The 16,397-nt window shown below is 41.6% G+C and carries 28 protein-coding genes; 3 read left to right on the forward strand and 25 right to left on the reverse strand.

What is annotated here, in order from left to right; all coding sequences use genetic code 11:
• The first annotated feature begins 83 nt into the window (after positions 1-83).
• Positions 84-1,076 carry an aldo/keto reductase gene (locus tag T541_RS0109505; protein WP_026652514.1) on the forward strand — a complete coding sequence of 331 codons (993 nt, stop codon included), beginning with the start codon at positions 84-86 and terminating at the stop codon, positions 1,074-1,076.
• 92 nt (positions 1,077-1,168) lie between these two features.
• On the opposite strand, the gene infA is transcribed toward T541_RS0109505, so the two are convergent.
• The 25 genes from infA to rpsJ all read right to left on the reverse strand — a co-directional run bounded on the left by infA (position 1,169) and on the right by rpsJ (position 14,086).
• Complete coding sequence (gene infA, locus T541_RS0109510) at positions 1,169-1,387, reverse strand: translation initiation factor IF-1 (RefSeq protein WP_013280019.1); 219 nt, start codon at positions 1,385-1,387, stop codon at positions 1,169-1,171.
• A 23-nt stretch (positions 1,388-1,410) separates the two neighbouring features.
• Complete coding sequence (map, locus tag T541_RS0109515; protein ID WP_026652515.1) at positions 1,411-2,163, reverse strand: type I methionyl aminopeptidase; 753 nt, start codon at positions 2,161-2,163, stop codon at positions 1,411-1,413.
• A gap of 16 nt (positions 2,164-2,179) precedes the next feature.
• Positions 2,180-2,824 carry an adenylate kinase gene (locus tag T541_RS0109520; RefSeq protein ID WP_026652517.1) on the reverse strand — a complete coding sequence of 215 codons (645 nt, stop codon included), beginning with the start codon at positions 2,822-2,824 and terminating at the stop codon, positions 2,180-2,182.
• Positions 2,825-2,972: 148 nt separating this feature from the next.
• Complete coding sequence (gene secY, locus T541_RS0109525; RefSeq protein ID WP_026652518.1) at positions 2,973-4,295, reverse strand: preprotein translocase subunit SecY; 1,323 nt, start codon at positions 4,293-4,295, stop codon at positions 2,973-2,975.
• Positions 4,295-4,735, reverse strand: coding sequence for a 50S ribosomal protein L15 (rplO, locus tag T541_RS0109530; protein ID WP_026652519.1), 441 nt, complete (start codon positions 4,733-4,735; stop codon positions 4,295-4,297). Before rplO ends, secY begins: the two co-directional genes overlap by 1 nt.
• A gap of 143 nt (positions 4,736-4,878) precedes the next feature.
• A complete protein-coding gene (gene rpmD / locus T541_RS0109535; protein ID WP_022764368.1) occupies positions 4,879-5,067 on the reverse strand; it encodes a 50S ribosomal protein L30 in 189 nt (62 codons plus the stop codon).
• A 15-nt stretch (positions 5,068-5,082) separates the two neighbouring features.
• Positions 5,083-5,592, reverse strand: a complete 510-nt coding sequence (gene rpsE / locus T541_RS0109540) for a 30S ribosomal protein S5 (protein ID WP_026652520.1) — start codon at positions 5,590-5,592, stop codon at positions 5,083-5,085.
• An 18-nt stretch (positions 5,593-5,610) separates the two neighbouring features.
• A complete protein-coding gene (rplR, locus tag T541_RS0109545; protein WP_026652521.1) occupies positions 5,611-5,979 on the reverse strand; it encodes a 50S ribosomal protein L18 in 369 nt (122 codons plus the stop codon).
• Positions 5,980-5,998: 19 nt separating this feature from the next.
• Positions 5,999-6,538, reverse strand: coding sequence for a 50S ribosomal protein L6 (gene rplF / locus T541_RS0109550; RefSeq protein WP_026652522.1), 540 nt, complete (start codon positions 6,536-6,538; stop codon positions 5,999-6,001).
• Positions 6,539-6,553: 15 nt separating this feature from the next.
• Complete coding sequence (gene rpsH, locus T541_RS0109555) at positions 6,554-6,955, reverse strand: 30S ribosomal protein S8 (protein WP_026490024.1); 402 nt, start codon at positions 6,953-6,955, stop codon at positions 6,554-6,556.
• Positions 6,956-7,195: 240 nt separating this feature from the next.
• Positions 7,196-7,381, reverse strand: coding sequence for a type Z 30S ribosomal protein S14 (locus T541_RS0109560; protein ID WP_022764364.1), 186 nt, complete (start codon positions 7,379-7,381; stop codon positions 7,196-7,198).
• Positions 7,382-7,402: 21 nt separating this feature from the next.
• Complete coding sequence (gene rplE, locus T541_RS0109565) at positions 7,403-7,942, reverse strand: 50S ribosomal protein L5 (RefSeq protein WP_022772938.1); 540 nt, start codon at positions 7,940-7,942, stop codon at positions 7,403-7,405.
• 23 nt (positions 7,943-7,965) lie between these two features.
• Complete coding sequence (rplX, locus tag T541_RS0109570) at positions 7,966-8,295, reverse strand: 50S ribosomal protein L24 (RefSeq protein WP_026652523.1); 330 nt, start codon at positions 8,293-8,295, stop codon at positions 7,966-7,968.
• Positions 8,296-8,307: 12 nt separating this feature from the next.
• On the reverse strand, positions 8,308-8,676 hold the full coding sequence (gene rplN, locus T541_RS0109575) for a 50S ribosomal protein L14 (RefSeq protein WP_013280006.1): 369 nt from the start codon (positions 8,674-8,676) through the stop codon (positions 8,308-8,310).
• A gap of 21 nt (positions 8,677-8,697) precedes the next feature.
• Positions 8,698-8,952 (reverse strand): 30S ribosomal protein S17, encoded by a 255-nt coding sequence (gene rpsQ / locus T541_RS0109580; protein WP_013280005.1) that lies wholly within the window; start codon positions 8,950-8,952, stop codon positions 8,698-8,700.
• 34 nt (positions 8,953-8,986) lie between these two features.
• A complete protein-coding gene (gene rpmC / locus T541_RS0109585; protein ID WP_026652524.1) occupies positions 8,987-9,196 on the reverse strand; it encodes a 50S ribosomal protein L29 in 210 nt (69 codons plus the stop codon).
• Positions 9,193-9,624: a 50S ribosomal protein L16 gene (rplP, locus tag T541_RS0109590; protein WP_026652525.1), complete on the reverse strand. Its 432-nt coding sequence runs from the start codon at positions 9,622-9,624 to the stop codon at positions 9,193-9,195. Before rplP ends, rpmC begins: the two co-directional genes overlap by 4 nt.
• A complete protein-coding gene (rpsC, locus tag T541_RS0109595) occupies positions 9,624-10,295 on the reverse strand; it encodes a 30S ribosomal protein S3 (RefSeq protein ID WP_022772933.1) in 672 nt (223 codons plus the stop codon). Before rpsC ends, rplP begins: the two co-directional genes overlap by 1 nt.
• A gap of 19 nt (positions 10,296-10,314) precedes the next feature.
• Positions 10,315-10,710, reverse strand: a complete 396-nt coding sequence (gene rplV, locus T541_RS0109600; RefSeq protein ID WP_420314804.1) for a 50S ribosomal protein L22 — start codon at positions 10,708-10,710, stop codon at positions 10,315-10,317.
• A gap of 30 nt (positions 10,711-10,740) precedes the next feature.
• Positions 10,741-11,031, reverse strand: coding sequence for a 30S ribosomal protein S19 (rpsS, locus tag T541_RS0109605; RefSeq protein ID WP_026652528.1), 291 nt, complete (start codon positions 11,029-11,031; stop codon positions 10,741-10,743).
• 11 nt (positions 11,032-11,042) lie between these two features.
• Positions 11,043-11,885 (reverse strand): 50S ribosomal protein L2, encoded by an 843-nt coding sequence (rplB, locus tag T541_RS0109610; protein ID WP_026652529.1) that lies wholly within the window; start codon positions 11,883-11,885, stop codon positions 11,043-11,045.
• 94 nt (positions 11,886-11,979) lie between these two features.
• Complete coding sequence (gene rplW / locus T541_RS0109615; RefSeq protein WP_026652530.1) at positions 11,980-12,279, reverse strand: 50S ribosomal protein L23; 300 nt, start codon at positions 12,277-12,279, stop codon at positions 11,980-11,982.
• Complete coding sequence (gene rplD, locus T541_RS0109620; RefSeq protein WP_026652531.1) at positions 12,279-12,902, reverse strand: 50S ribosomal protein L4; 624 nt, start codon at positions 12,900-12,902, stop codon at positions 12,279-12,281. The genes rplW and rplD overlap by 1 nt, the downstream gene beginning before the upstream one ends.
• A 26-nt stretch (positions 12,903-12,928) precedes the next feature.
• Positions 12,929-13,612 (reverse strand): 50S ribosomal protein L3, encoded by a 684-nt coding sequence (rplC, locus tag T541_RS0109625; RefSeq protein WP_026652532.1) that lies wholly within the window; start codon positions 13,610-13,612, stop codon positions 12,929-12,931.
• 162 nt (positions 13,613-13,774) lie between these two features.
• A complete protein-coding gene (gene rpsJ, locus T541_RS0109630; RefSeq protein WP_013279995.1) occupies positions 13,775-14,086 on the reverse strand; it encodes a 30S ribosomal protein S10 in 312 nt (103 codons plus the stop codon).
• A gap of 579 nt (positions 14,087-14,665) precedes the next feature.
• Between rpsJ and T541_RS0109635 the strand changes: the two genes are divergently transcribed.
• Together T541_RS0109635 and T541_RS0109640 are read left to right on the forward strand one after the other, a co-directional pair.
• Entirely contained in the window at positions 14,666-15,529 is an 864-nt protein-coding gene (locus tag T541_RS0109635; RefSeq protein ID WP_026652533.1) for a class I SAM-dependent methyltransferase, read from the forward strand.
• Between the two features lie 97 nt (positions 15,530-15,626).
• Entirely contained in the window at positions 15,627-16,367 is a 741-nt protein-coding gene (locus tag T541_RS0109640; RefSeq protein WP_242840770.1) for a GTP pyrophosphokinase, read from the forward strand.
• Positions 16,368-16,397 lie beyond the last annotated feature (30 nt).

Genomic DNA, 16,397 nt, shown 5'->3' on the forward strand with positions numbered 1-16,397 from the left:
ATGTTTTTTTATATATATTGACTTGTGTTTTTCTAATGGATTAAGCTCTATATTAGGGTAAATTTTGCATTTTAGGAGGTATTATGTACACACCATCATCTACTAGATATGAAACCATGAAATATAACAGATGTGGAAAGAGCGGTCTCCTTCTTCCTGCTGTATCCTTTGGTCTTTGGCACAATTTTGGTGACAATGCTTCAGAAGACAATATGAAGGACCTGATCTTCACTGCCTTTGATAACGGTATCACTCATTTCGATCTTGCCAACAACTACGGTCCTGCACCAGGTAGCGCAGAGACCAACTTTGGAAAGATCTTAAGTTCAGACCTTGGGGATTACAGAGATGAGCTTATCATCTCAACTAAAGCAGGTTATGATATGTGGCCTGGCCCTTACGGTAACTGGGGAAGCAGAAAGTATCTTATCGCAAGTCTTGATCAGTCTCTAAAACGCCTTGGACTTGAGTATGTGGATATCTTTTACCATCACAGGATGGATCCTGAAACTCCGCTGGAAGAGACCATGGAAGCTCTTGCTCAGATTGTTCGAAGCGGCAAAGCTCTTTACGCTGGTCTTTCCAATTACGATGGCGCTACTCTTGAGAAGGCCACTGCTATTCTTGATGAGCTCCATGTTCCATTTATCATCAACCAGAATCGTTACAACATCTTTGATCGTACCATTGAGAAGAACGGTCTTAAGGAGAAGGCAAAAGAGCTAAATAAGGGAATTATCTGCTTCTCACCTCTGGAACAGGGCTTATTATCCGAAAGATACTTAAATGGAATTCCTGAGGACAGCCGAATCCGCACCGACGGTCGTTTCCTGAAAGAGGACAGACTTACAAGTGATAAGCTTGATAGAATCAAAGCTCTAAACGAGATTGCCAAGAAGCGCGGTCAGACTCTCGCAGAAATGGCTCTTGCCTGGATTCTTAAGGATGGCTATGTTACATCTGTTCTTGTTGGAGCATCAAAGGCTTCTCAGATTCTGGATAACATCAAGGCCATTGAGAACACCGCCTTCACTTTAGAAGAGTTAAAAGAGATTGATAGAATATCCGTTGGATGAATATAAACCGGGAATTATTATACTTGCTGCATTTGTAGGCAAAAGATAAAAGGGCAAAGAGTTTAACTCTCTGCCCTTTAATGTTCTGTTAATTACTTATCTCTCCAGATGATTCTTCCCTTTGTAAGGTCATATGGTGAAAGCTCAAGTGTAACCTTGTCACCAGGTAAGATTCTAATGAAGTTCTGACGAAGCTTACCACTGATATGAGCAAGAACAACGTGTCCGTTCTCAAGCTCTACCTGGAACATTGTATTTGGAAGTTTCTCAATAACCTTTCCTTCAATTTCAATAACATCAGCCTTTGACATCTTATTCCTCCTTAGCTAATTAGTTAAACCAACGTTAATATCTCTGGTTCGCCATCAGTAATGGCAATTGTATTTTCATAATGGGCAGCAAGCGAACCATCTACAGTTACCACTGTCCATTCATCATCAAGCCAGCCAACATATCGCTGTCCCATGGTGATCATGGGTTCAACACATATTGTCATTCCCTTCTTAAGCTTGATACCTCCAAAAAACTTCTTGTAATTTGGAACTATCGGATCCTCGTGAAGGCTCTTTCCAATACCATGTCCAGTAAGCTCTCTGACAATTCCGTAACCATAAGGTGTTACGTAATTATCTATAGCTCTGGATATCTGGTGGAGTCTGTTGCCTGCCTTAGCCATCTTGATTCCTTCAAAAAAGCTTTGCTTGGTAACATCGATAAGCTTCTGAGCTTCGTCAGAGATCTTACCAACTCCCCAGGTTCTGGCTGCATCTGAATGAAAACCTTTATATATGAGTCCTGTATCAAAGGTAACTATGTCACCTTCCTGCAGGATTCTATCGGCACTTGGAATACCATGAACTACTTCATCGTTCACAGATATGCACACAGAGGCTGGGAATCCTTCATAATTCTTACAGTTAGGTATTCCGCCAAGAGCAAGAATCGCCTCTTCGCCAATCTTGTCCAGTTCAAGGGTTGAGATACCGGGTTTAACCGCCTTCTGCAATTCTTCATGGACCTTAGCTAAAAGATGTCCCGACTGTCGCATAAGATCAAGTTCTTCATCTGTTTTGATAGTTACATTCATTTATCAACACCAGGTCTTATGCATTCAGTATGTTAACGATATCGCTAAATACTTCCTGCATGTCCTTTGTACCGTCTACAGTTTTTAATATATTCTTCTTATCGTAGTACTCGATAAGTGGCTGAGTCTGCTCGTGATAAACTGAAAGTCTGTTCTGAACAGTCTCTGGCTTATCATCATCTCTCTGAACAAGCTCGCTTCCGCACTTGTCGCATACGCCCTCTGTCTTAGGTGGAATATGCTCGATGTGATAAGTTGCGCCGCACTTAAGGCAAGCGCGTCTTCCTGACATTCTGCGAACAATGTTCTCATCTGGAACATCTACGTTAACTGCAAAGTCAACCTTGTCGCCAAGCTTAGTAAGCTCGCTGTCAAGAACATTAGCCTGAGGGATTGTACGTGGGAATCCATCAAGAACGTATCCATTAGCACAATCATCCTTAGCTACTCTATCAAGAAGGAGCTCTACTGTAAGCTCATCTGGAACCAGCTGACCTTTGTCCATAAACTCTTTAGCTTTCTTACCAAGCTCTGTTCCATTCTTGATGTTTGCTCTAAAAATATCACCTGTTGAAATATGAGGGATATTATACTTCTCAGCTATCATCTGAGCCTGAGTTCCTTTACCTGCACCAGGTGCACCCAACATAATAATTTTCATACCTTAATTCTGCCTTCCCCATTTATTTTGTAAAACTGAAAATTATAACTTTATATATTCAACACTAATAATAGCATGATATGTCTTAAATTAGAATAAGAGGCTCAGAGCCTACATTTGCAAGCTCTGGGACCTCTTTAATTTTATCTTAATCTTCCAAGAAACCTTTGTAATTACGTACAAGCATCTGTGATTCAACCTGCTTGATTGTCTCAAGAATTACACTTACTACGATGATAAGGCTGGTGCCACCGAATGAAACGTTAGCTCCAAACATACCATTGAAGAAGATTGGAAGCACACCAACAATAATAAGTCCGCATGCACCAATGAAAATGATGTAATTCAAAATGTTTGTAAGATAATCACTAGTTGGTCTTCCAGGTCTGATACCAGGAATAAATCCGCCCTGCTTCTTCATATTCTCTGCAATCTCTGTTGGATTGAAGGTAATTGACGTATAGAAATACGCAAAGAAGATCAGTAATAAAATGTATACTACCAAACCAATGGAGTAGTTCCAATGATTAGGATTGAACCAGTTACCCTGATTCAGGTATGCCAGGAATTCACTCCAAACTCCACCCTTATTAGCAACTCCTGTGAGTGAGCTAATAATGATTGGGAACTGGAATAAAGACATAGCAAAAATGATTGGCATAACGCCTGCTGTATTAACCTTGAGAGGAATCTCTGAGTGGTTACCACCATAAGTCTTCCTACCCTGTATCTTCTTAGCATACTGAACAGGGATTCTTCTCTCTGCTCCGTTAAGAAGTACAACTAATACAACCATTGCAATAATTACAGCTAAAATAAATACTGCTGATACAACTCCCCCTGCTATAGACTTACCCTTCACAAACTGATCGAAAAGGTCACTTATGTCTGAAGGCATTCTAGAAAGAATGTTTATAGTCAAGACAATTGAAATACCGTTTCCAACCCCATTATCTGTGATTCTTTCGCCAATCCACATCAGGAATGCACTACCAGCTGTGAGCGCTGCAACAATCTGAACTACAAGGAAAATTGACTTGTGTGTAAGGAAGCCACTGTTCTTGTAGAATCCGACTGCCATCGCAATGGATTCGATAAGAGCTAAACCAACAGTTACATATCTTGTAAGTGCTGTAAGCTTCTTTCTTCCATCCTCTCCGTCCTTCTGCCACTCCTCAAACTTAGGAATAGCAATTGTCAAAAGCTGGATGATGATGGATGAAGTGATGTACGGTGTAATATTAAGAGCAAGTATAGACATGTTCTCAAATGATCCACCAGTAAATCGATCCATGAAGCCAAAGGTGTCAGAATTTGTAAGATTACGATACCATTCTGTGAACAAGCTTGTGTTCATACCAGGTACTGGAATAGATGAACCAAGTCTGATTACACCAAGCATTGCGATGGTAAATAAAATCTTGTTTCTGAGATCCTTGACTTTTAATGCATTCATTAGGGACTTTAACATTAGATCACCTCTGCTGTTCCACCAAGTGCCTCGATTTTTTCTTTTGCTGATGCGCTGAACGCATTTGCCTTAACCGTAAGCTTCTTAGTAAATTCTCCGTTTCCAAGAATCTTTACTCCGTCAAGCTCTTTCTTGATGATTCCGTTATCCTTGAGGGCCTGGATATCAACAACTGCACCGTTATCGAACTGCTCAAGAACACCAAGGTTGATACCTACGATATTCTTGTGGTTGATGTTCTTGAAGCCTCTCTTAGGAAGTCTTCTGAAAAGAGGCATCTGGCCACCTTCGAAACCTGGTCTTGGAGCTCCTGAACGAGCCTTCTGACCCTTGTGACCCTTACCTGCAGTCTTGCCGTTTCCTGAACCATGACCACGGCCTCTTCTAAAATTATCGCTCTGTCTAGAACCTTCAGCAGGTCTTAAGTTTGATAATTCCATGATATTCCTCCTTAATAATGCCGGAGCTTATGCCGCTTTACGCAGTATAGAATAAAGTCTTGTGTAACACATTACTCTATTATACACCACTCGCGTACATTTAGTGCAGCCCCGGATACAATTTTTTGTTATCTTTTTTGAGATTAGATCTCTTCTACCTTTACAAGGTGTCTGATCTGCTGAATCTGTCCTCTTGTTGCTGAGTTATCTGGAAGTTCAACAGAACTGTTAAGCTTTTTAAATCCCATTGATTTTACTGTTGCTACCTGCTTAGGTACAGCTCCAATTGTGGACTTAACCAATGTGATCTTAAGTTTCTTCTCGCTTGCCATTGATTTTTCCTCCTATTAAGCGGTTACTTCTGCTACAGACTTACCGCGCTTTGCTGCAACTTCTTCAGGTGTCTTTAACTGAGCAAGGCCATTGATTGTTGCATAAACAACGTTCTGCTTGTTGTTTGAACCAAGTGACTTTGTTCTGATATTTCTGATTCCTGCAAGCTCACATACGGAACGAGCTGGACCACCAGCGATGATACCAGTACCTTCTGGAGATCTCTTAAGTAAAACTTCAGCTGAGCCGAACTTACCTACGAAATCGTGTGTAATACTGTTGTTCTCGTCAAGAGGAACAGTAATAAGGTTCTTAGTAGCATCTTCCTTACCCTTACGGATAGCATCTGGGATTTCTGTAGACTTACCCAGACCAACACCAACGTGTCCGTTGTTATCACCAACTACTACGAGTGCTGTGAACTTCATGTTACGTCCACCCTTAACAACCTTTGTAACACGCTTGATGGTTACAACTTTATCTGTCAATTCAAGCTGACTTGCATCTACGATATTACGCTTCATTTTGTGTGTTCTCCCTTCTTAGAATTCTAGACCAGCTTCTCTGGCAGCATCGGCAAGTGCCTGAACCTTACCGTGATAGATATAACCGCCTCTGTCGAATACAACTTCCTTGATGCCCTTTTCAAGAGCTCTCTTAGCTACAACTTCACCAATCTTTGTTGCTGCCTCGATGTCGTCTGTATTCTTAAGCTCAGCCTTGATATCTTTTTCAAGAGTTGAAGCAGATACAAGTGTCTTGCCGGCAACATCATCAATAACCTGTGCGTAAACGTGGTTATTACTTCTAAATACTGCGAGACGTGGTCTTTCAGCTGTACCGCTGAAACGATTACGAATCTTCATGTGCTTCTTAACACGTACTTTTTGTCTTGATTCCTTACTAACCATTTTGCACTCTCCTTCTTAATTATTTCTTACCAGTCTTACCAACTTTACGCTTGATAACCTCATCAGCGTACTTGATGCCCTTGCCCTTATATGGCTCTGGAGCTCTCTTTTCTCTGATGATAGCTGCGTGCTGTCCAACTGCCTCTTTGTCAATTCCCTTAACAATGATTGTCTGTCCATCAACAACTGTCTCGATTCCCTCAGGATCAACGAGCTCAACTGGATGAGAATAACCAAGTGTCAGAGAGAGTGTCTTGCCGTTTTTAGCAGCTCTATAACCTACACCGTTTACCTCAAGCTTCTTCTCATAACCGTCTGTTACACCAACAACCATGTTATTAAGAAGTGATCTTGAAAGGCCGTGTAAAGCCTTGTTCTTCTTCTGATCGTCAGGTCTCTTAACTTCGATCTGACCGTCTTCCTGTGAGAAAGAAATCTCAGCTGGGAAAACTCTTGTAAGGGTTCCCTTAGGTCCCTTAACAGTCACCTTATTATTTTCTGCAACTTCTACTGTAACTCCAGCAGGAACTGCGATTGGCATTTTTCCAATTCGTGACATGCCCGTACCTCCAATTTACCAAATGAATGCAAGAACTTCGCCACCAACCTGGAGCTCTCTTGCCTTTTTATCAGTTACAACGCCCTGGTTTGTTGAAATAATTGCAATACCAAGTCCGCCTAATACTCTAGGAAGCTCATCCTTGCCTGCGTATACACGAAGACCAGGTTTTGAGATTCTCTTAAGACCTGTGATAACCTTGTCGTTTCTGTCAGCACCATACTTAAGTGTGATGTGAAGATTCTTGAAAGCACCATCTTCAACAACATCTAACTTCTTAATATAGCCCTCATCAAGAAGAATGTTTGCAATTGCAAGCTTCATCTTTGAAGAAGGAACATCAACAGTGTCATGCTTTGCAGTGTTTGCGTTACGAATTCTTGTAAGCATATCTGCAATAGGATCGTTCATTGCCATTTTAAAATTGCCTCCTTAATTATTTTTGCTTCGCCTTACTACTCCCCGAATTGAGCAGAGACACGAAGCCGCAATGCGCGCTTTTGTGTTACTCATTCTTGAAATATACGAAGAATAAAAGTTTCTTTTGTATTATGTGACCTCCATCCCAGGTCACAAGGAAGTTCTGCTCTCAGGCTTCGCCTTCGACAGAACAACGCTCGAACCAAGTTCGAAAAAACCTCACTAGGTTCTCGCTGTTTACCAAGATGCCTTACGTACACCTGGAATCTCGCCCTTATATGCAAGCTCACGGAAGCAAATTCTGCAGATTCCGTACTTTCTAAGATAAGCATGAGGACGACCGCAGATCTTACAACGGTTATAAGCACGTGTAGAGAACTTTGGTTTCATCTGCTGTTTCAACTTCATGGATAATTTAGCCATGTGTTCTTTTCCCTCCTATTATTACTTTGCAAAAGGCATATTGAACAGTGTAAGAAGCTCACGAGCTTCCTCGTCTGTCTTAGCTGTTGTTGTGAAAATGATATCCATACCTCTTGTCTTGTCGATCTTATCGTACTCGATTTCTGGGAAGATAAGCTGCTCCTTGATACCAAGTGCATAGTTACCTCTTCCGTCGAATGAGTTAGGGTTGATTCCTCTGAAGTCACGTACACGAGGAAGTGCAAGGTTTACGAGACGATCAAGGAAATCGTACATCTTGTCGCCACGAAGTGTTACCTTACATCCGATAGGCATACCCTCTCTCAATTTGAAGTTAGCGATAGACTTCTTAGCCTTTGTATAAACAGGCTTCTGGCCAGAAATGATAGCCATATCATTTGCAGCGTTCTCAAGAAGCTTAGCATTCTCCTTAGCCTCTCCTACTGCCATGTTGATTACGATCTTGTCGAGCTTTGGAACTTCCATTACGTTCTTGTAACCGAACTTCTTTGTCATTGCATCAACGATCTCGTTCTTATATAAATCCTTATATCTACTCAACGTTATATACCTCCTTCCTTAAATTAGTCGATAACCTCGCCAGTCTTTTTAGCGATGCGGTTCTTCTTTACAACCTTACCATTATCATCCTTCTCAACTTTGAAGCCGATCTTAGTAGGCTGTCCGTTATGAAGATACACAACGTTTGAGATGTCAATAGCGGCCTCAGTCTTAACTCTTCCGCCATTAGGATTCTTTGCTGAAGGCTTCTCGTGCTTTGTTACCATCTTCACACCTTCAATAACAACTTTTCCATTCTTTGTATCAACAGAAAGAACCTTGCCCTCTCTGTCCTTTTCATTTCCAGCGATAACGCGAACCATATCGCCTTTCTTAATCTTACTTGTTGCCATCTGGGCGCCTCCTTATAATACCTCAGGAGCAAGAGAAAGGATCTTCATGAATTTCTTCTCACGAAGCTCTCTAGCTACTGGTCCAAAAATACGTGTTCCCTTAGGCGTTCCATCTTCATTGATAACAACAGCAGCGTTCTCATCAAATCTGATGTAGGAACCGTCTTTACGACGTGTCTCTTTTACAGTACGAACGACAACAGCCTTTACAACATCACCCTTCTTTACAACTCCACCGGGTGTTGCTTCTTTAACAGAAGCAACTATTGTGTCGCCGATTCTCGCATATCTTCTTGTAGATCCGCCCATAACACGGATTGTAAGAAGCTCTTTAGCACCTGTGTTATCAGCGACCTTAAGTCTACTTTCCTGCTGAATCATGATATTTCTCCTTTTTTTGTATTACTTTGCACGTTCAATAATGGATACAAGTCTCCATCTCTTATCTTTAGAGATTGGCTTTGTCTCCATGACCTTAACTGTGTCACCAATACGGCACTCATTGTTCTCATCATGAGCCTTAAGCTTATATGTTCTCTTTACGATCTTCTTGTAAAGTGGGTGCTTAACATGGTCTTCAATGGAAACTGTGATGGTCTTGTCCATCTTATCGCTTGTTACTTTTCCAACACGCGTTTTTCTTAAATTTCTTTCCACGATCAATCTCTCCTTTTAGAATAAGCTGGCAAGCTTAGTTAGCTGCCTTAGCGTTCTGTGTGATTACAGTCTGGATTCTTGCAATATTTCTTCTAACTTCTTTAATTCTTGCTGTATTATCCAACTGGTTTGTAGCGTTCTGGAACTTTAAGTTGAAGAGTTCCTTCTTAGCTGAAACAAGCTCAACCTGAAGCTCCTCAGCAGACTTAGCCAGTAGCTCCTCTACATACTTATTAGTTTTCATTTAGATACACCGCCTTCCAAATCAGCCTTTGAAACGATCTTGCACTTGCAAGGAAGCTTGTGTGTCGCAAGACGAAGAGCTTCTCTTGCATCGGCCTCGGCAACTCCACCGATTTCGAACATTACGCGACCAGGCTTAACAACAGCTACCCATCTATCAACTGCGCCCTTACCGGATCCCATACGAGTTCCAAGAGGCTTTAAAGTGATAGGCTTGTCAGGGAAGATCTTGATCCAAACCTGACCACCACGCTTGATGAAACGTGTCATAGCTACACGGGCTGCCTCAATCTGGTTTGAATTAATCCAGCAAGGCTCAAGCGCAACAATACCGAACTCACCGTAAGTGATTGTAGTACCACGAGTAATTTTATGAGCCATTGAACCGCGGAACTGCTTGCGGTGCTTAACTCTCTTTGGCATTAACATTATTTATCGCTCCCTTCCTTATCTGAACTCTCACCTGCTTTAGTTGGAAGTACTTCACCCTTGTAGATCCATACCTTTACACCAACCTTACCGTAGGTTGTATCTGCTTCAGCAAAACCATAGTCGATATCTGCTCTAAGTGTCTGAAGAGGAATAGTACCCTCACTGTAGAACTCTGAACGAGCGATATCAGCACCGCCGAGACGGCCAGAGCAGCATGCCTTGATACCAAGTGCATCTGTCTTCATTGTTCTGCTCATGCATGACTTCATAGCTCTTCTGAATGATACACGGTTCTCAAGCTGCTGAGCAATGTTCTCTGCAACAAGCTGTGCATCCTTATCAGGCTTCTTGATCTCTTTGATGTCAACAAGAACTTTCTTGTCTGTGAGCTTTGAAAGCTCCTTCTTAGTTACCTCGATCTCAGCGCCGCCCTTACCAATTACTACACCAGGCTTAGCTGTATAAACGATAACCTTAACTCTGTCTGATGCTCTTTCGATCTCGATCTTAGAAACACCAGCTGCGTATAACTTCTTCTTCAGAAATTTTCTGATATTGTAATCTTCTACCAGATTATTAGCGAAATCGCCTGACTCAGCATACCACTTTGAGTCCCAGTCAGCGATAACACCAACTCTGAGGCCATGAGGATTAACTTTCTGTCCCATTTCTAGGTTCTCCTTTCAATTATCTCTCATCCAAAATAACAGTAAGATGGCTCATTCTCTTATTGATTCTGTAAGCTCTACCCTGTGCTCTAGGCTGAATTCTCTTCATGATAGGGCCGTTAGAAGCTGTACACTCAGCAATATAGAGATTTGCTCTGTTCATACCCTTGTTGTTCTCTGCGTTAGCTACAGCGCTGTTAAGAAGCTTGTAGATTACGCTTGAAGCATATCTAGGATTGTATGCAAGGATTGCAAGTGCAGTCTCAACATCCTTTCCTCTGATAGCATCCATAACAAAGCAAGCCTTCTGAACTGGTATTCTTGCGTAAGATAACTTAGCAAAAGGTCTTGTTTCTTTATTCTCGCGATTTCTATCTCTCTTGATTTTTGATCTATGCTTGATCTCCATTTCCATGGAATCTTCCTCCTTTCATCGAACAAATAATTAGTTTACGCTGCTCTTTCTCTCTGCGGGAGAATTTCCAGCATGTCCTCTGAATGTTCTTGTAGGAACAAACTCACCAAGCTTGTGTCCAACCATATCTTCAGTAACATATACAGGAATATGCTTTCTTCCGTCATGAACAGCAATTGTGTGTCCAACAAAAGACGGGAAAATTGTAGAACGACGTGACCATGTCTTAATAATCTGCTTCTGGCCCTCTGCGTTCATAGCATCTATCTTCTTAAGCAGGCTTGCGTCTGCAAAAGGTCCCTTTTTAAGTGATCTAGACATTTTATTCCTCCTTATTTGATGGCTTTACCGTTTCTTCTTCTTACGATGAGCTTGTTTGAAGCCTTCTTAGCCTTACGTGTCTTATAACCAAGAGCTGGCTTACCCCAAGGTGTGCTAGGACCAGAACGTCCGATAGGAGCTCTACCTTCACCACCACCGTGTGGATGGTCGTTAGGGTTCATAACAGAACCACGAACTGTTGGGCGGATACCCATGTGACGAATTCTTCCGGCTTTACCATAGTTGATAAGGTTGTGATCACCATTACCTACAACACCGATTGTAGCTCTGCACTCGATTGGAACCATTCTCATTTCGCCTGAAGGAAGACGAAGTGTTGCGTACTTACCTTCTTTAGCCATGAGCTGTGCAGCATTTCCTGCTGAACGAACCATCTGTCCGCCCTTTCCAGGATAAAGCTCAATGTTGTGTACATTTTCACCGACAGGAATCTCAGAAAGTGGAAGGCAGTTACCTACACGAACTTCTGCGTTAGCTCCGTTCATAACTGTCATACCATCTGTTAATCCGTTAGGTGCAAGGATGTAAGCCTTTGTGCCATCCTCGTACTGAATAAGAGCGATGTTAGCAGATCTGTTTGGATCGTACTCGATACCAAGAACCTTTGCTGCCATATCATCTTTATTTCTCTTGAAATCAATGATTCTGTACTTAACTCTGCCGCCGCATCCACGATGTCTAACAGTGATCTTACCCTGGTTGTTACGACCAGCCTTGCTGTTCTTTGAAACAACGAGTGACTTCTCTGGAGTTGACTTTGTAATCTCTGAGAAATCAGATCCAGTCATGTTTCTTCTGGATGGGGTATATGGGCCGTATTTCTTAATTCCCATGATTATTCTCCTTTTTGTTTATCACGTAACTAATGATTACTCATTTGAATCCCGGACTCGAATTGGATTCGTACGTATAGTTATTAGTTATAAATTAGAGTCCCTGGAAGATCTCGATATCCTTGCTATCTTCAGTAAGCTGAACAATTGCCTTCTTAGTCTTAGCTGTGAAGCCGATTGTCATGCCACGTCTCTTCATCTTGCCGTTAGCATTGATTGTGTTTACCTTAGCAACCTTTGCTCCGTCAAACATCTTCTCTACAGCTTCCTTGATCTGTGTCTTATTAGCTTCAGGATTAACAAGGAAAGTGTACTTCTTCTCGCTCATGCCAGCCATGCTCTTCTCTGTAAGAACTGGCTTAAGGATTACGTCATAATACTGTAATGCTGCCATTAGCAATACACCTCCTCAATCTTTGCTACTGCATCCTTTGTAAGGACGAGTGTTCTTGCGTTTACGATATCATATACATTAAGTGTATTTGTAAGTGTTGTATTTGCCTCAGCAAGGTTTCTTGCAGAAAGAACTACGTTCTTATCATTATCAGCAAGTACTACAAGAGCCTTACGTGTTGCCTTAAGGTTGTTCATAACCTCAGCAAACTTCTTAGTCTTGATCTCGTCGAACTTAAGCTCATCAACAACGATAAGGTTGTCATTCTGAACCTTGTCTGTAAGAGCAGACTTAAGAGCAGCTCTCTTCTCCTTCTTATTCATCTTGAAAGAGTAATCTCTTGGAACTGGAGCGAATACAACTCCGCCACCCTTCCACTGAGGAGCTCTGATAGAACCCTGTCTTGCGTGACCAGTTCCCTTCTGTCTCCAAGGCTTTCTTCCGCCTCCTGAAACTTCAGAGCGTGTCTTTGCTTTCTGTGTACCCTGGCGCTTATCAGCGAGCTGCTGAAGAACAGCCATGTGTACGAGATGTTCATTTACTTCAACTCCGAAGATAGCATCGTTTAAATCGATCTTGCCAACTTCTTTGCCTTCCATATTGTAAACAGATACATTAGCCATCTGTATGGTCCTCCTTTCGCGTTCTATTAGCCGATAACCTTAACGGTTTCCTTGATTGCAACAAGTCCCTTCTTAGGTCCTGGAATAGCGCCCTTAACAAGAATAAGATTCTTGTCAGCATCTACTCTAACAACCTCAAGATTCTGAACTGTTACCTTTACACTACCCATGTGACCAGGCATTCCCTTACCCTTGAATACGCGGCTAGGATCTGAACTTGAACCATTAGAACCCTGATGACGGTGGAACTTAGAACCGTGTGCCATAGGTCCTCTGTGCTGACCATTCTTCTTAATAGCACCCTGGAATCCTTTTCCCTTAGAAACAGCTGTTGCATCAATCTTATCGCCTTCTGCGAAGATATCAGCCTTAATCTCTGCACCAAGTGCATACTCAGCAGCATTCTCGAACTTGAACTCTCTTACATATCTCTTGCAAGAAACTCCAGCCTTCTTGAAATGTCCCTGCTCAGCCTTTGTAGCTCCATGACGGTGATAGATTGTCTTGCTTCCGCTCTTGTCCTTGTTAACAGTCTTTTCCTTCTTGTCAACAAATCCAACCTGAACAGCGCTGTAACCATCATTCTCAACTGTCTTAATCTGTGTTACTACGCATGGTCCTGCCTGAAGAACAGTTACAGGAACCAGTGATCCATCTTCCTTGAAGATCTGGGTCATTCCGACCTTAGTAGCTAAAATAGCCTTCTTCATGATTTTACCTCCTTATTACGTCTACAGCGGATGCTTACTTCATTCGCAATGTCGCTTCAATTGTCTGCAACGTTTAGACAATTCTCCAGTTATCACGGCATCATGCGTCTCGCATCATACTAGTAGAGGTCTTAAACTATGTTACTTTATTATCATGATGAATTATTTCATCTTGATATTGATATTTACACCTGCTGGCATCTCGAGTCTCTGAAGAGCCTCAACTGTCTTTGATGTAGGTGTGATGATATCGATAAGTCTCTTGTGTGTTCTCTGCTCGAACTGCTCTCTAGAATCCTTATACTTGTGAACCGCTCTAAGAATTGTAACAACTTCCTTTTTAGTAGGAAGAGGTACTGGTCCACTTACCTGAGAACCGTTCTTCTTGACTGTCTCGATAATCTTCTTAGCTGATGCATCAACAAGCTGATGATCATAAGCTTTAAGTGTAATTCTCATTACCTGATTTGCCATAAAAAAAGTCGCCTCCTTTTCGCACTTTTATGAATAAGTACGACAAGCGGTGACTGTACACTCTCCCGTGTGTGTCCTGAACTTCAACTCAAAGTAAAGCCCATGGATATCCTACACGTCGTTTCTGCCTTGGGTTAGTCGGCAGACTTCAATTTACTGTACAGTGACTTGTCGTCAGTTTAGTCGGCCTTAAAGGCCTCTAGACATTCGCTCCACGGAAAACCTGCTTAACTGGATAAAGCAGCAACCTCACGCTTCATAGCTATCATGTCACAGCGTTTGTTAGTATAAAGCATTTTTATTTGTTATGCAAGCTCTTTTTGAAAATTAATCACTTTTTTCCTAAAATGCACCTTTTACGACTGTTTTTCTTGATCTATTTTAATCTATTTGTCTTTTGACATGACTAAAAAACGTATTTAGTAGTAGAATATCTCCTTGGCTATAATTCACTATATCTTTTATAATAGAAATGGTGATTTAATAGCAGACCCACTGATACTATCACATCAGAATTCAAATATCTATTATATGAATATAAACAATTATTAACTCTTTATTATAGGAAGGAATACATTTATGTGGATTGCAGATGGATGGAAAGACTACGAAGTAATTGATACTTCCAGCGGAGAGAAGCTTGAGCGCTGGGGAGATTATCTTCTCGTTCGTCCAGACCCTCAGGTTATTTGGAACACAGATAAGAAGCACTATGGCTGGAAGAAGTTCAACGGCCATTATCATAGAAGCAATAAAGGCGGCGGTGAGTGGGAGTTCAAGAACCTCCCAGAGGAATGGTCCATAAATTACAAGGATCTTACCTTCAACCTCAAGCCCTTTAGCTTTAAGCATACAGGTCTTTTTCCTGAACAGGCAACTAACTGGGACTGGTTCTCTAAATTAATTAAGGATGCAAACCGTCCAATAAGCGTTCTTAACCTGTTTGCATACACAGGCGGAGCAACAGTTTCAGCCGCTAAGGCCGGTGCCAGTGTAGCACACGTTGATGCCTCCAAGGGTATGGTTACCTGGGCAAAAGAGAATGCGGCTTCCTCCGGACTTGCTGATGCACCTATCAGATATCTGGTTGATGACTGCGTCAAATTCGTAGAAAGAGAAATCAGACGTGGACACAAATACGATGCCATCATCATGGATCCTCCTTCATATGGAAGAGGTCCTAAGGGCGAGATATGGAAGATTGAAGACTCTGTATTCCCATTTATACAGCTTACATCTCAGCTTCTTTCAGATAATCCACTGTTCTTCCTGATCAACTCCTATACAACCGGTTTACAGCCCGCTGTATTGTCTTATATGCTTCATACGGTTCTGGATCCTATCCACAAGGGCCGAATTGAGGCAGAGGAAATCGGATTACCCGTTAAATCAAATGATCTTGTGCTTCCATGTGGAGCAAGCGGAAGATGGGTTGCTATTTAACCCATCTTTTTTCTTAGAATCTTAATATTTAGTTCACATAACCTTTAAGACATGCTGATATACTAACTATGAGACTAGAAGAAAGGGAGAAAGATCTATGGCATCAAATAAGGTAGATTATTCAGATATGGATTTTTCCGATTTAATAGAAGATGTGGAAGAAAATGTTTTTGACACCACAGCAGGCGAAGTAGAAAACGTATTAAAGCTGATGGACAAGGCCAAAGAGTTCAGGATCCTTATGATGAAGTATGATTGTGCTTTGTCTGAGGTAAGAACCAAGCTTGATGTATTAAATAAAGAACTGTCCCTTCGAAACAACCGTAATCCTTTTGAATCAATCAAGATGAGAATCAAGACTCCTGTCAGCATCTACAATAAGCTGAAGGATAAGAACGTTGACTTTACTATTGAGAACATCAATGACCACATTTCCGACATCGCTGGAATTCGAGTTGTATGTTCTTTTGTGGATGATATTTATATGCTGGCCGATTGTCTGGCCAACCAGGACGATATTACAGTTCTTCAGAAGAAGGATTATATTAAAGAGCCCAAGAAGAGTGGATATAGAAGCCTTCACTTGATCATTCAGGTTCCAATTTTCCTTACTCAGGAAAAAGAATATATGAAGGTAGAGGTTCAGTTCAGAACCATCGCCATGGATTTCTGGGCAAGTCTTGAGCACAAGATGAAATATAAAAAGAACATTGAAAATCAGGATGTGATCTCTGACGATCTTAAGTTCAGCGCAGACCTGATCAATCAGTTAGATCTTCGAATGCAGCAAATCCGAGAAAAGATTGATGCCGGCGAAGATGCAGATACAATTGAATAATTCACAAAACAATTTCGGGTAGTAACAATC

Source organism: Butyrivibrio proteoclasticus P6B7 (genome assembly GCF_000622085.1).
In the GTDB taxonomy this organism is placed as follows: Bacteria; Bacillota; Clostridia; order Lachnospirales; family Lachnospiraceae; genus Butyrivibrio; species Butyrivibrio proteoclasticus_A.